The 14,661-nt window shown below is 66.0% G+C and carries 10 protein-coding genes and 1 pseudogene; 6 read left to right on the top strand and 5 right to left on the bottom strand.

Going from position 1 to position 14,661, the window contains the following annotated elements; all coding sequences use genetic code 11:
- Window positions 1–125: 125 nt before the first annotated feature.
- From H0193_RS00355 to H0193_RS00345, 3 genes are read left to right on the top strand one after another with little or no spacing between them, the layout of a single operon-like run.
- Window positions 126–1,256, top strand: a complete 1,131-nt coding sequence (locus tag H0193_RS00355) for an ATP-binding protein (RefSeq protein WP_181888059.1) — start codon at window positions 126–128, stop codon at window positions 1,254–1,256.
- A gap of 54 nt (window positions 1,257–1,310) precedes the next feature.
- Complete coding sequence (locus tag H0193_RS00350) at window positions 1,311–3,668, top strand: MMPL family transporter (RefSeq protein ID WP_181888058.1); 2,358 nt, start codon at window positions 1,311–1,313, stop codon at window positions 3,666–3,668.
- Window positions 3,669–3,670: 2 nt separating this feature from the next.
- Window positions 3,671–4,258 (top strand): TetR/AcrR family transcriptional regulator, encoded by a 588-nt coding sequence (locus H0193_RS00345; protein WP_181888057.1) that lies wholly within the window; start codon window positions 3,671–3,673, stop codon window positions 4,256–4,258.
- On the opposite strand, the gene H0193_RS00340 is transcribed toward H0193_RS00345, so the two are convergent.
- Window positions 4,255–4,614, bottom strand: a complete 360-nt coding sequence (locus tag H0193_RS00340) for a DUF2200 family protein (RefSeq protein ID WP_181888056.1) — start codon at window positions 4,612–4,614, stop codon at window positions 4,255–4,257. The two genes, H0193_RS00345 and H0193_RS00340, sit on opposite strands and share 4 nt — an antisense overlap.
- Window positions 4,615–4,758: 144 nt before the next feature.
- Between H0193_RS00340 and H0193_RS00335 the strand changes: the two genes are divergently transcribed.
- Entirely contained in the window at window positions 4,759–5,556 is a 798-nt protein-coding gene (locus H0193_RS00335; RefSeq protein WP_181888055.1) for a hypothetical protein, read from the top strand.
- Here the strand turns inward: H0193_RS00335 and H0193_RS00330 are convergent.
- The 3 genes and pseudogenes from H0193_RS00330 to H0193_RS12540 form a co-directional block, all read right to left on the bottom strand.
- The gene (locus H0193_RS00330; protein ID WP_181888054.1) at window positions 5,553–7,940 is read right to left on the bottom strand and encodes a zinc metalloprotease; all 2,388 of its coding nucleotides are present in this window, start codon (window positions 7,938–7,940) and stop codon (window positions 5,553–5,555) included. The two genes, H0193_RS00335 and H0193_RS00330, sit on opposite strands and share 4 nt — an antisense overlap.
- Before the next feature lie 14 nt (window positions 7,941–7,954).
- Window positions 7,955–8,860 carry a Rib/alpha-like domain-containing protein gene (locus H0193_RS12170; RefSeq protein WP_202032074.1) on the bottom strand — a complete coding sequence of 302 codons (906 nt, stop codon included), beginning with the start codon at window positions 8,858–8,860 and terminating at the stop codon, window positions 7,955–7,957.
- A 371-nt stretch (window positions 8,861–9,231) separates the two neighbouring features.
- Window positions 9,232–11,148 (bottom strand): annotated as a pseudogene (locus H0193_RS12540) (carboxypeptidase-like regulatory domain-containing protein); the annotation flags it as partial.
- A 761-nt stretch (window positions 11,149–11,909) separates the two neighbouring features.
- Here H0193_RS12540 and H0193_RS00320 point away from each other — a divergent pair.
- Both H0193_RS00320 and H0193_RS00315 read left to right on the top strand, forming a co-directional pair.
- A complete protein-coding gene (locus tag H0193_RS00320) occupies window positions 11,910–13,106 on the top strand; it encodes an NAD-dependent epimerase/dehydratase family protein (RefSeq protein ID WP_181888052.1) in 1,197 nt (398 codons plus the stop codon).
- The gene (locus tag H0193_RS00315) at window positions 13,107–14,237 is read left to right on the top strand and encodes a glycosyltransferase family 4 protein (RefSeq protein WP_181888051.1); all 1,131 of its coding nucleotides are present in this window, start codon (window positions 13,107–13,109) and stop codon (window positions 14,235–14,237) included.
- Here the strand turns inward: H0193_RS00315 and H0193_RS00310 are convergent.
- A complete protein-coding gene (locus H0193_RS00310) occupies window positions 14,215–14,655 on the bottom strand; it encodes a hypothetical protein (RefSeq protein ID WP_181888050.1) in 441 nt (146 codons plus the stop codon). The genes H0193_RS00315 and H0193_RS00310 overlap by 23 nt on opposite strands.
- Between the last annotated feature and the right edge of the window lie 6 nt (window positions 14,656–14,661).

Here is a 14,661-nt window from a genome sequence, read left to right as displayed (position 1 = left end):
CAGCAACGTCTCACCGAGCGTTTCCCGCCCGTGCCGTGGCCTTGAAAATCGCCGACGAACCGGGAGTATAAAGAGTATAAAGACATCCCCGTGTATAAAGAGTATAAAGACTCAAGGAGGCACGGATGCGTAATCCCTTCATCCCCACGTTCGGCGTTTCACCCGTCGTGCTCGGAGGCGACGACAGCCTCACACGCAGCTTCGGCGCCGGCCTGGACGGCGGACCCGGCGACCCGAGGCGAACCCTGCTTCTCTCGGGGCCGCGTGGCATCGGCAAGACGGTCGCGCTCAACGAGCTCGAAGACGAAGCCGCCGGCCATGGCTGGATCGTGCTACGCGCTCAGCCGTACGAGCTGGTCGAACCGCTGGTTGCCACCGTGATCCCGCAGGCGCTCGCCACGGTGCGACAGCAGGACCCAGAGCGGCGACGCATCACGGGCGTGACGGTCTCCGGCATCGGCGGGTTTTCAACCACCGCCGCCCCGGGTGACAAGCCGGCCCCCTCCTTGATCGGTTCACTGAACACTCTTTGCGACGAGCTGCCGCCCGAATCCGGCGTACTGATCACCCTGGACGAAGTCCAAAGTGTCAACGCGAAAGAGCTGTGGCAACTCACGGCCGCGGTGCAGGATCTGCGCCGGGACGGGCGCGACATCGCCTTCGCCGCCGCCGGATTACCTGACGGCGTGGAGTCGCTACTACAACACCCGGGCACCACGTTTCTGCGCCGCGCCCAGCACGCCGTGCTCGCCCCAATGACGCCATCAGAGACGCTTTCGGTGCTGAGGGATACCGCGGCGCAAGGTGACGTCGAGATCCCCGACGGGGTACTCACGGACGCCGCGGCACTGACACGCGGCTACCCCTTTTTAATCCAGCTCCTCGGCTACCACCTGTTCGAGCGTGCGAGCCGCCGGGGCCAGCCCGTCTCCCACGACGACCTCGCGGCAGTGACCCCAGACGTGTTGAAAACACTGGGCGACTTGGTCCACGAACCAGCGCTGCTGCACCTGCCCGCCGCCGAGCTCGAATACCTCGAAGCGATGGCCGAAGTACAGGAGGACCAACAGGCGGTGCCAAGCGCTGCCATCGCGCACCACCTGGGAAAACGCGTACAGCAAATGTCCATGGTACGGCAGAAGCTCATCGACCGTGAGCTGATCTACTCCCCTCGCCGGGGTCTGCTCAACTTTGTCATCCCCCACATGGGCCACCACCTCAACCAGCGCAGCACGCGCGACACCGGCTGGGATTAGCACCCCTACCGCAAATGTTGCACACACTGCGCAACTTTGCGTACCGTGTGCAACATGTCTGAATTCCTCTACCGGCTCGGCAGCTGGTCGTACAAAAAAGCCTGGCCGTTTTTGGCCGTTTGGCTGATCCTTTTGGGCGCCCTCGGCTTCGGCGCCGTGAACTTTGCAAAATCCCCCAGCCCGACATTTTCCATGCCTGACATGGACTCCACCGTCACGCAAGAGGAGATGAACGAGCGCTTCGGCACCGACGAGGACGCGATGAGCGTGCCCTCCGGCACCGTCGTGGTCAAGGCGCCGGAAGGCAAGACGCTTAAGGACCCGGAGGTGATGGCCGAGGTCGACGCAATGCTCGACGAGCTCAAGGCCACCGGCTATTTCCGCGAGCCAGACGCGATTGTCAACCCGGTCCTCGCCGCCGGCGGCATGGCCAAGCAGATGAGCGAAGCTAAGGCGGCCCAGGGTATGCCCCAGGAGCAAATTGAGGCGGACCTCGCCGCGCTGTCGCCACTGAGCCCGGACGAAACCACCGGCACCGTGAGCGTCACGTTCACCGACGACAACATCATGGATATCCCGCCTGAGACCCTCGATGAGGTCAAAAGCATTCTCGAGCGTTACGACGACTCCGCTCTCACCGTCAAGTACAACGGCAACGCGTTCAGCGGCGCCGGCGAGATGGACGGCACCTCCGAGCTGATCGGCATGGCGGTCGCCGCGATCGTGCTGCTCGTCACCTTCGGCTCCCTGGTAGCCGCCGGCCTGCCGCTGATCGCCGCTGTCATTGGCGTGGGCGTGGGCATCCTCGGCGTGCAGCTGGGCACCCTGTTCACCGACTCGATCTCCGACATGACTCCGACGCTGGCGTCCATGATCGGACTTGCCGTGGGCATCGACTACTCCCTGTTCATCGTCGCGCGCTTTCGCAACGAGCTGATCTCGTCCTCTGGCCTCAACGACTTGTCGCCAAAGGAGTTGGCGCAAGAGCTGAAGAAAATGCCCAAGGACCAGCGCGCTCACGCCATGGGTATGGCGCTGGGCACCGCGGGCGGTTCCGTCGTCTTCGCGGGCACGACGGTGCTCATCGCGTTGGCCGCCTTGTCGATCATCCGCATCCCGTTCCTCACCACGATGGCGCTGGCCGCCGCGGCCACCGTCGCCATCGCGGTCCTTGTGGCGCTGACGTTCCTGCCGTCGCTGCTCGGTCTTTTGGGCACCCGCGCGTTCGCAATCCGCATCCCCGGCCCGAAGGTGCCGGACCCGGAGGACGAAAAACCGACCATGGGCCTGCTCTGGGCCCGCCAGATCCGTAAGCGCCCCTGGCTGAACCTCATCGCCGGTGTGCTGCTGCTGAGCATCCTCGCTATCCCCGCCGCCAACCTGCGCCTGGCCATGCCGACCGACGGCACCGCGAAGCTCGGCTCCCCGCAGCGCGAAGCGTACGAGCTTATCGACGACGCCTTCGGCCACGGCCGCAACGCCCCCATGATCGCGTACGTGGACACCGCCGACGTCGCTGAGCAGGACCGCATGGGCGCCTACCAGACGCTCCTACAGGATTTCTCCGGTACCGAAGGCGTAGTCAACGCGCAGATCGTGCAAACCACGGACAACTTCGACGCCGCCCAAATCCTGATCACGCCGGACTCGGGCGCGACCGACCAGGCCACGACCGACACCTTGGAGCGCCTGCGCAAGTTCAAGCAGCCATTCGAGGAGGAAACCGGCGCCACGTTCGGCATCACCGGCATCACTCCGATCTTCGACGACATCTCGCAGATGCTTTCCGACGTGCTGGTGCCCTACATCGCCATCGTCCTGGGGCTTGCGTTCATCGTGCTGATGCTGGTGTTCCGTTCTATCTGGGTCCCGCTGATCGCCGCGCTCGGCTTCGGCCTGTCCATGGCCGCAACATTCGGCGTGACCGTCGCCATCTTCCAGGAAGGCATGTTCGGGCTCATCGAGGACCCGCAGCCGTTGCTGTCCTTCCTGCCCATCATGCTCATCGGCCTGACCTTCGGCTTGGCCATGGACTACCAAGTCTTCCTGGTCACCCGCATGCGCGAGGGTTACGTCTCCCGCGGCAAGACCGCCGGCAACGCGGTGGCCAACGGATACAAGCACGGCGCGCGCGTGGTCACCGCAGCCGCGCTGATCATGATCTCGGTGTTCGCGGCGTTCGTGCTCATCGACGAGCCGTTCATCAAGGCCATGGGCTTCGCGCTCGCCGCGGGTGTGCTTATCGACGCCTTCGTGGTCCGCATGACCCTGATCCCGGCCACGATGTACATTCTGGACAATCGCGCCTGGAAGATCCCCGGCTGGCTGGACAAGGCGCTGCCGAATCTGGATATCGAGGGCGAGAAGCTGCACAACAAGGAAACTCCGAGCGCTGAGCCGGTTACGGTGTAGCTATGAGTCTGCTCGAGGAGAAGAAGGCCGCGACTCGGCGCGCCATCTCGGAGGCGACCGCGGCGCTGGTGCTGGAAGAAGGCACGGCCGCCGCAACGGTCGTGCGGGTCTCCGAGCGTGCGGGCGTGTCCCCGCGGACCTTCCACAATTATTTCGCAGACATCGACGAAGCGCTGGAGGAGTTCCTGCGCAAAGTATTCGCTACCATCGCCGAGCAGATCGTGGCTCTGCCGGAGCAACTCTCAGCTGCCGAAGCCGTCGAGGCGATCATCACCGACGCACTCGAGGAGGACGGATTTGAGCTCTACTCCGCCTCCACCCTGGTCCTTCTCAGCGACCGTGCCCGGGCTGAGTCCAGCACCCCACCCGCGGAGGAGACCATGCGGGAGATGGCGGAGCCGCTCGTCGCGTGTATCCGGGCCCGGACCCCTGGCGCCACGCAGTTCGATGCCGAAGTGCTCCTCAACGCCTACGGCATCGCCGGCGCCACCGCGGTGAAGCACTACCTGATGCAGCCGGAGCCGCGCACACCTGACCACGGCCGCGCGCTGGTCCGACGCGCATTCGAGGTGCTGCGCGACATGCGCTAGCCGCGCTTGATGCTGGTGACCTTCTTGCCGCGGGCCAGCTCGTCGACAAGCAGGTCCATCTGGCGGATCTTGCGCATGAGCTCCTGCTCGACCTCCTCGACGCGCACGCCACACACCTTCCCGGTGATCAACTCGGCGTTCGCGTTGAGCGTGGTCGCGTCGAAGAAGTCACGCAGCGTCTTATCCGACTCCGCCGCCGCCTTCAGCTCGCCTGGCGCAAGCCCGGTGAACCAGCAGAGCACGTCATCCAGCTCGTCGCGGCTGTGGCCCTTTCGCTCCACTTTGGCCAGGTAGTTGCGGTAAATGTCGCCGAACGGGTAGCTATAGACCCGCTCCAACTTCGCTTGCTCATCCATACGCGCAACCATATTGCTCGCACCGGTTCCATCGCCAGTGCGCATTTTCATGAGCACGGGATCTCTTGCGCGGGCAGGTGGCGGACTTTAGTGTCATCGATAGGCGGCAGCAGGGGGCTGCCGCATGAAACCTAGGGGGGACCCATGCGATTTGATACCTACGAGCTGTACTACCTGGACACCTACGACGAAGAGGCTGCGGACCTCGCCGACGGCCTCGGGCTCGAGCAGGACGACCCGTACTTCGACGAAGACATCGCCCGCCACTTAGACGCCGACTACGTCATCGACACCGGCCTGCGCGTCGCCGTGATCGTGCACGACATCGACTCCCACGAGGTTGAACTGGCGATGCTGCAGCCCGGCAGCCCGCAGGCGCCCGAGTGGTACTCGCCCGAAGACGCCGCGAACGTGGTCGCCGAGCTCGGCCGCATCCTCGTCGCGCTCGACGACAAGACCGTGAAAATCGTGGACCCGCAAGACCCCGCGTTCGCGCTGAAGCGCCGCGCGTCGTTCCAGGCGGAGGACATGACTACCGCCACGGTGGCGATGCTGCAGGACTCGCAGGACAACGCGCTCTACACCACGTTTTGCATCGAGTTCCGCCCAAACATGAACGCCGATTTCACGTTCCCGGTCGCGGTATTCGCGTTCGACCCGCGCGTGGGCAAGCTTTCAGGGCACATGCTCATCGACGACAACCCGTTCGCCCCACCCACCTTCAACCGCGCACAGAAGAAAATCGTGGCGCGCAGGCTCAACGACATCCTGGAGTCCATCCACACGGCCATGCGCGAAGAGCGCACGATCAGCCCGTTCAAGGACCTGGGACCGCAGTTCCGCTCCGAGGGCCTGCCGTCGATGGAGGCGGTGGACACCCACCACGCCATCGACCAGGCGCTGGAGTACCTCGAGCAGTGGTGGGGCGAGCGCGCGTCCTAGATCAGACCTTGGCTGTGCGCCCAACCGAACCCGGCCGCGCCCAGGCCGACGAGGCCCAGCAGCACACCGATGATGATCCCCAGCGGCGACTCGGAGCTGCCGGAGGGCTTCTCGCTTGGCGACGGCTCCGCCTTCCCCGGCACCTGCGCCGGCTTCGCGGTGGTAGTCGGGGTCTCGGACGGAGCGGCCTTGAGGCGGTTGCGGGCGAACGCCTTCAGTTTCTCGTCCGCGTTGGAGGCGAGGACCTCCTTGAGCACCTTGTCCATCTCGGCGCGGGAGTATTCGAGCGCGGAGACGTTGAACGTGTCGTCGAAGACCCGGGCGCCCTCGGAGTTGGACACGGTGATGTGCAGCGGCACGACCGGGTTGTCGATGAACGCAGCCGGGGAGACTTCGATGTCCACGGGCGTGATGTAGTTCGAGTCGCCTTTGGCGAAGTAGTTGCCTCTGAACTCGCCGACGCCGTAGTCCGCGACGACGGTGAACGTGTCGTCGGTGGAGCCGAGGTTGCGCAGCTCGCCCTTGATGATGTTGGTGTCGGCCTGGGTGATGATGCCGTTGTCGTTGTTCAGGTTGCGGGCGAGGCTGAAGCCGACCTTGCCGTCGTTATTGCCGGTGGCGGCGGCTGCGGAGATCAGCTCGTCGACCACGGCGCGTTCCTCGTCCGCGAGGACCTCGGGGGCGTCGGCGGTGTGGTCGTAGTCGTGCACGCCCTTGCCGATGAACTCGGTTTTGAACAGCAGGTTGTCCCAATCCGACGGGATGGCGTAGTTGAAGTTGTCGTCCTTGGGCTTGTAGCGGGACTTGTCCTCGGCGTTGGGGATCGCCTCGGTGGTGCGCACTTCCTGGTCGGAGAATCCGAACGTGGAGAACTGGTGGGCGTAGCTCATGGTGGACTTGTAGGCGCCCAGCCAGTCGTAGCCGGGGCGGTCGAACTCCATCGACGGGTCTTTGGTGTCCACGAAGCGCACTGGGCGCTGGGCGGTATTGCCGCGGGTTTCACGCCCCCAGTGCATAAGGCCCAGCGTGTGGCCGAACTCGTGGAGGATGGTGTTGCGCAACAGCTCGTCGCTGTTGGTCACGTCCCCGGAGATGAAGAAGGTGGATCCGTTGACCTGGCCGAGGCCGGTGACGTTCTTCTTGTCGCTCTCGTCGAAGCGGGTGCCGATGAGCGCCGAGCGGAACACCGACCGGCGCGCGCCGAGGAGTCTGTCTGCCTGCTCTTCCAGCTTGGCGGTGCGTCCGTCGTCGTCGAGCCCGCCGAAGTATTCGGCGGTGTACGGCTCCGTGTCGCCGCCTTTGCGTTCGGCGGCGGTCATGCTTGCCATGGATTCGCTGACGTAGGACTTGCCCGCGTCGATGTGGAGGTTGATGCCGTGGTCGTCGAAGAGGTCTTCCAGTTCTTTGAGCAGCGACGGGTTCGGTGCGTAGCTCTTCGTGTTCGCGGTGGCGCAGGCGGCGAATTCGGCGAAATCTTCCAGGGTGGCGGCGAAGCGTTCGGTGCGGTCGCAGCCGATGGTCTCCCACTCGGATTTCATCCAGTTGACCTGCAGGAACAGGTCTTTGCGGTCGGGGTCTGCGCCCCAGCGTTGGATGGGCAGGTACGTGCCGTCGGCAAGCCTGAGCCCCTCGGCTTCCCAGGAGTCGCGCAGCCCGTCGCCGTCGCTGTCCAGCGCCGAATCTTGGGTTGTGATGCTCACAGACATGCCCGCGCTTATCGACGCCCCCGGGGCCACCGTGCGCTCCCACCTCGCGGCCTGGTGCTGGGCACCGTTGTTCGCTCCCGCGAGTGCCGCCGCTTTGGTTTCGCCCGTCGCTACCGCGTCCGGCGCGGTGAAGCGCACGTCGGTGATGTAGCCGCCGGACTTCGGCTGGACGGTCACGCGGCTGCCGTTGCGCTTCGCCGTGATACCCGCGGACGACGGCAGGGCGTTGGCCAGGTCGATGCCCACTTCGCCGTTCGCTCGGCCGGTGTTTTTCACGGTCACGGTGGCGTCGACGCGTCCGCCGTCGATGCGGTAGGTGCGGGTGATGAGGAAGTTGTTGTGCTGCTGGGTGTAAGTGAGCACGTCGGCGGAGCCCTCGGTGGTCACCTCCGGCTTGGCGTGCAGGCCGGGGTCCACCAGGGCTCCGCCTGCGCGGACTGCCATGGAGGTGTCGAACTGGTGGTTGTCTGCCTGCGACGCAGGGTGCGAGTAGTCGAACCGGCCCTCACCGCGCGGGGTGATGTAGCCGTTGATGAACGGCGTGGAGGCGTTCGAGTGGTTCACGGTCGCGTCCGGCTGGGTGGCGCCGAGCGTGACTTTCGCGTCCGCCACAGGTGCCGCGGTGACGGCCAGGGCAGCGCAGAGGGACACTGCCATCGTTTTCTTCATTACGTTCATGCCGGTGTCCCTTTCTAGAATCCGAACTGCTTCAGTTGCGCCCTGATGGCGTCTTGGTTGAGAAACGCCGCGTAGCCGACGCCCGCGATGGCCACCAGCGCGCCGAGGACCACCGCGATCCACCCGGCGGATGCCGACGAGCCCTGCTGCGGCTTCGTTTCCGGCGCGGCGGTGGCCGTGACCGGGTACTCCACAATCTTCGTGGAGCCGTCCGGGAATGTCGCCTTGACCGGCACCTTCAGCACGGTGCCCGCGGGCACGTCGCTGTTCGGCGTTGCGGTCAGCTCGCCGGTGGCGGAGTCGAAGGCGACATCCCACCCGGTGTGGTCGAAGTCGACGAGTTTCGCGCCGCGCGGCAGGCCGGTGCGCACCGACGCGCCATCGCCGCCGGCGACCTGCGGGCTAAACCGCACCGCGTCCGAGACGGCCGTGACCTTCGCGGCGATCTCCTCGGTGCTGCCGTCGGCGTAGCGCACGCGCACCGTCACCGTGTACGGGGTGTCGCGCTGCGCGTCCGGGGCCAGCTGGATCTTCAGCGAGCCAGTTTGCCTATCGACGTCCACGTTGCGCAGTCCCCCACCATCCACGACCACGAACGTGGTGCCAGACGGCACGGAACCGGTCAGCCCCACCGTCGCGGTCCCGCCGGGGGCGGCGGAAACGTCGGCGTACGAGGGGGAATGTTTGTTGGATAGGGCGGAGCTCGTCGATAAGCGAACGCCCGCGGTGAGCTCTGTCGACGACCCGTCCGCGAAGTACGCGATCACCGGAACCTCCACGTCACTGCCCTGCTTCGGGGCGAACAAGCGCAGATCCCCGGAGTGCGCGTCCACCATCGCGACCCAGCCGTCCAGCGGCGTGGAACGGTCGACCTTGAAGGTCGTGCCCTCCGGCAGCGCGGTGGCACCGGTGCGCAGCACGGTGACGCCCTCGCTACCTTGAAGGTCGTGCCCTCCGGCAGCGCGGTGGCACCGGTGCGCAGCACGGTGACGCCCTCGCCGGGGCGCACGGACAGGCCCTCCTCGTAGCCGAGCTCGGTGGTCAGGGCGAGCAGCGGATCCCCGATCTCCACCTCCGCGTTGTAGGTGCGGGCGGAGTTGTCGGGGAAAGTCACCTTCACCGGGATCGTGCGGATGCCGGGCTTGGCGTCTCGCGGCGGGGTGAACGTGAGACGGCCGTTGTCGTCAGCGCGCACCCAGCTGGCGAACGCCGGGTCGACGTCGAAACGCGCGCCCTCAGGAACGCGGCGGTCTTGGTAGACGAATGGGCCGTCAGTGACTCGCGCGCGCGGGCGGCCTGCCTGGCGGGTCGACCCCGCCGGCACCGGGATCAGCGGGAACCGCACCTCGTGCTGCTTCGCCATCGGCGCAGGCTGCGCCACCTCGACGGTGATGGTATGCGTCTGACCCGCGGCGTCCTTGGCCTCCACGCGGTACTCGCCCGGCGCGGCGTTGCGCGGCGGGCGGGCGACGACCGTCCCGTCCTTCTCCACCGAAATCCAGCGGTCCTCGGCGGGGATCTGTGTGGTCTTGCCGTCGGGGCTGACCTTTGTGACACCGGTCGTGCGGAAACTCGGTGCGGAAGTGGTGTCGCCGGAACGCTTCGGCGCGCTGACCTGGGTTTCACCGGGCTTGACCACCACACGGTCCCAATCGAACCGCGCCTTCGGCTTTTCAGGGTTGACCACGAACCCGGGCAGCCTGACGGTCTGCCCCGCCTTCACCGTCACGTTGGCGGGCGGCGGCGCAACGTGGCCTTTAGGCACGCCGACGGTGACGGTGTAGTTTCCCGGCGGCAGGTTGTTGAGCTGGAAAGTCCCGTCCTTGGCGACTTGGACGGTGTACTCCTTGCCATCTGCGTCGCGAGCCGTCACAGTCGCGCCCGGCACCACCTTGCCGGCAGCGTCAGTGACCTTGCCGGACACGGAGCCGACCGTCGGCGCCGGCGGCTGAGTCGTCGTCGGTTTCGGGGTTGGAGTGGGGGTTGGTTTCGGCGTCGGTTTCGGGGCCGTCGTCGTGGGTGTGGGCGTCGGCGTTGGTTTTGATGTCGTCGGCGACGGCTTGGGCGTGGTCGGCTTCGGCTTCGCGGTCGTCAGCTTCGGCGTGGTGGGCGACGGGGTTGGTTTCGACGTGGTCGGTTTCGACGTGGTCGGTTTCGGTGTTGTGGACGTCGGTTTCGGCGTCGGCGTCGGCTTCAGCGCGAGTGGGAAATTCACGCCCGAAACACCGCCGACCGCCACGTTTTCCTGTCGCGCCGCGGGAATGAGGTACTTGGTTGGTACCACGGTGACCTTGATGGTGGTCAAACCGGTCGGCACCCCAGGAATCGAGTAGGTGCCGTCCGCAGAGGTTTGAGCCGACTCGCTTCCTGCCTGCACCGTCACATTCGCGACACCTTTGCCTGACGGGTCGACCACCTTGCCGGACACGGTGCCCGTGTCACGTGTGGTTTTGAAGTCCACGCCGGACAGGCCAGCTGTCGTCAGCTCCTTCTGCTGCGCGGCAGACACGGAATAGCCGCTCGGAACCGTGCGGGCATCTACCTCGACCGTCACCGAACCAGCCGGCACCCCAGCGATCGAGTAGGTGCCGTCGGCAGAGGTCGTCGCAGACTTCCCACCAGCCGTCACCGTCACCTTCGCGACACCTTTGCCTGACGGGTCCACCACCTTGCCGGACACGGTGCCGAACTGCGGCTTTTCATTGACCCGCTGCTCGCCGATCCAGTTGTCGCGCTGGTCGCTCACCACAACACCTTTGACCGTTTTCGTCTCGGTTGTTGTGGTCCCGCCGAACACCAAGTCGTACGTGCCCACCGGGACCTTGGTCACGGTGAAGTTGCCGTCCTGATCCGTGATGGCGTTGCGGCCGGCGATCGCCACGGTGGCGCCTTGCACGGGGTCACCGGAGGCGTCGAGAAGCCTGCCACTCACAGTGATCGGGTAGACATCGAAGTCGCGGTCCGGCGCGCCGCTGGCTACATCCCACGTCCTCGGCTCCGGCGAGGCGAAACCTGCCGGCGGAACCACCTTGGCGGTGTAGGTGCCCGACGCGCCGTTGATGGTCAGTTCGTAGGTGCCGTCCTCGGCAACCGGCACGTCGGTGGTCGTCGTGCCTTGCTGCAGCAGCAGCTTCGGCGTCTCCACCTTCTCGGCATCGGGGTTGTGCACCCGGATTGTGCCGCCGAACCCGGAGTTGATGCGTGGCATGGTGAAGCGGATGTCGCCGCCAGCGAGCGGCTTCGGGTACTTCGCCCCCATGCCGGTGGCGAACAGGGCGAGGCGGTCGTTCTTTTCGACGGCGACGTCCGGCAAGTCGTACGCGATGCGGATGGCCCAGTTGCCGCTCGGTGTTTCGGCCTGGCTCCTGCGGCCGGTCACTTCGTACGTTGCGGCCTCGACGGTCCTACGGTTGACCTGCTTGTAGTGCTTCACCGTGTACGTCGCCGTCTCCGGGATGACGTTGAACACCGGGTCGTCCTTCGGTGCCTGCTCGGGTCGCTCCAAGGCACTCTGGCCTGTTTTCTGCGGCACGAAGTCCACCGCGACGGTGCCCACCGTCATCGCGTCGGAGAAGAAGACCGAGGCCTCCCAGTCCGGGTTCACCCCGAACGTCTGGCGCACCGCGCCGTGGCTCAGGCCCTCCTGCGGAACCGGGGCGACCTGCGCGTGCGCCACCGGGAGCGCCGGGCCGAGCGGCACCGTGGCGGCCCCGCCGGCGAGCGCCAGCACCGTCGCCGCCGCGGTAATGCGCTTGACGTGCGCACGATCAGAACTGAGCTGACGGGACATGCTGCTCCCAACTTTTTCAATGCTTCGACACCGCTAAAACACAGGGAACGCTACCACTTATTTGTATGCCCTTCCCAAATTAAAATGCGCCGGGGGTGCGGGCACTCGGGTTCGCCCAGCAAAGGTTCCCGGACAGCGGTAACGTGTGCGGAAATGTGCGTAAAGAAAGGCGAGAATTAGTGAAAATTGCAGTTCTGGGCGGCGACGGATTCTGTGGCTGGCCCGCGTCCCTGCACCTTTCAGACCTCGGGCACGAGGTCACGATCGTGGACAACCTGTCGCGCCGCCGCATCGACGGCGAGCTCGGCGCGGAGTCGCTGACGCCGATCGCGACTATCGACGAGCGCCTGGCCGCGTGGCTGGAAGCCTCCGGCAAGCAGATCGACTTCGAAAACATTGACGTCGCCCACGACTACGACGCACTGTTGGCGTTCCTGAAGGAATTCCAGCCGGACACCGTGATCCACTTCGCCGAGCAGCGCGCCGCGCCGTACTCCATGAAGTCCTCGCGCAACAAGCGTTACACCGTGGACAACAACGTCAACGCCACCCACAACCTGCTCGCCGCGATCGTGGAATCCGGTCAGGACATCCACGTCGTGCACTTGGGCACCATGGGTGTGTACGGCTACGGCACCGCCGGCATGAAAATCCCGGAGGGCTACCTGGACGTGCAGGTGGACACGGGCGACAACGGCATTGTGGAGCAGCAGATCCTCTACCCGACGAACCCGGGCTCGGTCTACCACATGACCAAGGTGCTGGACCAGCACCTGTTCGCCTACTACGCCAAGAACGACGAGCTGCGGATCACGGACCTGCACCAGGGCATCATCTGGGGCACCCACACCCCGCAGACGCTTCGCGACGAGCGCCTGATCAACCGCTTCGACTACGACGGCGACTACGGCACCGTGCTCAACCGCTTCCTCATGCAGGCAGCGATCGGCTACCCGCTGACCGTGCACGGCACCGGCGGGCAGACGCGTGCGTTCATCCACATCCGCGACATGGCGCGCTGCATTCAGCTGGCGGTGGAGAACCCGCCGGCGCGCGGTGAGCGCGTGAAGATTTTCAACCAGATGACGGAGACGCACAGGGTGCGGGATTTGGCGGAGCTCGTCGCAAAGATTGCGAACGCGGAGGTGCAGATGGTGCCGAACCCGCGCAAGGAATCCGCCGAAAACGAACTCCACGTGGTCAACGACGCATTCCTAGACCTGGGGTTGGAGCCGACGAAGCTGGAAGAAGGCCTGCTCGTGGAGGTCGAGGAGGTGGCGAAGAAGTACGCTGACCGCGCGGACCGCTCGAAGATCCCGGCGCGCTCGCTGTGGACCGCCGCGCAGTCCGCCGGCGTGCCGCAGGGCGAGAAGTAGATGCGCATCGCGCTACTCACCGAGGTTTTCCTGCCCAAAATCGACGGCGTGGTCACCCGCACCACCCGACACCTGGACCAACTGGCCGAGCTGGGCCACGAAGTACTCATCCTCGCGCCCGGCAACCCGCCCGCCGAGTACGCGGGCTTCGAGGTGGTGCCGATCCGCTCGCACAGCCTGAAAGTGTACCCGGAGGTCAAGCACGGCATGCTGGGTCCGAAAACCTACCGGCGGCTTCGCGAGTTCAACCCGGACATCGTGCACGCGGTGAACCCAATTTGGACTGCGGGCTGGTCCACGCTGGTGGTGGCGCGCCGCTTCCCGGTCATCGCGTCGTTTCACACGGACGTGCCGGAGTACTGCCTCAAGCTGGGGATTCCGTGGGTGAAGCCGATCGCCGAGTGGGGGCTGCGCACCTTCCACGGCCGCGCGGGGCTGAACCTGGTCACCTCGGGCCCGATGATGGACAAGGCGGCCGACTACGGCATTTCCAACGTGCGGCTGTGGCCGAAGGCGGTGGATACGGCAAGCTTCACCCCCGCCGCGCGCACCCGCGAGATGCGCAGTGTGCTTTCCGACGGCCATCCGGACGACCCCCTGGTCATCTTCGTCGGCCGCATCTCGGCGGAGAAATCCGTGGACCGCTGTATCCCCATCGTCGAAGAGGTGCGCAAGCGCATCCCGAACGCGCGCCTGGCGTTTGTGGGCGAGGGCCCGCTTTACGACGAGCTCCGCGCCAACCCGCCCGCCTGGGCCACCTTCACCGGATACTTGTCCGGCGCGGACCTGAGCGCAGCCTACGCATCCGGCGATGTGCTGCTGTTTCCCTCCACCACGGAGACGTTGGGTTTTGCCGCGTTGGAGGCGTTCGCATCGGGCGTGCCGGTGGTGGCGGCGAAGGCTGGCGGGCTGCCGTTTGTGGTGGCGGACGGTGAAACCGGCGTGCTGGTTGACCCGGAGGCTCCCGACACAGCGTGGGCCGACCCGATCGAGCGTATTTTGGCGCAGCCGCAGCTGCGCGAGCGCATGTCCGCCGCCGGGCGCACCGAGGCCGAGCGCTGGACGTGGCGCGCCTCCACCGAGACGGTGCTGGGCTACTACGACGAGGTTATTCGAACCGCAGGACGGTGACCTCGGCGGTCTCGCCGTCCGCGAACTCGCGGGATTCCGTCGCCGTGTGCACCGGCGCCGCCGGGTCGATCTCCTGGTACGGCTCCACCCCCGGCCCGCAGGCGTCGACCGCGCGCGGGTCAAACCACTCGATCTCCGCGCGGCCCCCGGCGATCACGCCGATGCCGGAGGCGGTCTCCCAGGCCTGGGAGCTGTCGTCGATGCCGGGCACGCTGTCCGAGTCGAAGCCGAGGCGCTGCGCTTCGGCCTTGTCCGTGTACGGGCAGAACACGTAGGCCCGCTCCACGTCCGGCCCTGCCACGTCCGCGACGGTGAAGTCGCCAGCCAGCGCGGCGTCTTCAAGCCCCAGCTCGGTGCCATGCGCGCCGCAGCCGGCCAGCGCGAACAAGCTGGCTAGGGCTGCGATTTTGCGGTACATGATGCT

Source organism: Corynebacterium haematomassiliense, assembly GCF_013978595.1.
Taxonomy (GTDB): Bacteria; Actinomycetota; Actinomycetes; order Mycobacteriales; family Mycobacteriaceae; genus Corynebacterium; species Corynebacterium lehmanniae.
The sequence above is the reverse complement of the archived record's forward strand: the minus strand, read 5'-3'. Positions and strand labels throughout refer to the sequence as shown.

Bases quoted from the DNA above. Each gene is read 5' to 3' on its own strand.
- H0193_RS00340 (WP_181888056.1), bottom strand. From the start codon at position 4,614: ATGGATGAGCAAGCGAAGTTGGAGCGGGTCTATAGCTACCCGTTCGGC.
- H0193_RS00330 (WP_181888054.1), bottom strand. From the start codon at position 7,940: ATGAACGTAATGAAGAAAACGATGGCAGTGTCCCTCTGCGCTGCCCTG.
- H0193_RS00345 (WP_181888057.1), top strand. From the start codon at position 3,671: ATGAGTCTGCTCGAGGAGAAGAAGGCCGCGACTCGGCGCGCCATCTCG.
- H0193_RS00350 (WP_181888058.1), top strand. From the start codon at position 1,311: ATGTCTGAATTCCTCTACCGGCTCGGCAGCTGGTCGTACAAAAAAGCC.
- H0193_RS00335 (WP_181888055.1), top strand. From the start codon at position 4,759: ATGCGATTTGATACCTACGAGCTGTACTACCTGGACACCTACGACGAA.
- H0193_RS00355 (WP_181888059.1), top strand. From the start codon at position 126: ATGCGTAATCCCTTCATCCCCACGTTCGGCGTTTCACCCGTCGTGCTC.
- H0193_RS00315 (WP_181888051.1), top strand. From the start codon at position 13,107: ATGCGCATCGCGCTACTCACCGAGGTTTTCCTGCCCAAAATCGACGGC.
- H0193_RS00310 (WP_181888050.1), bottom strand. From the start codon at position 14,655: ATGTACCGCAAAATCGCAGCCCTAGCCAGCTTGTTCGCGCTGGCCGGC.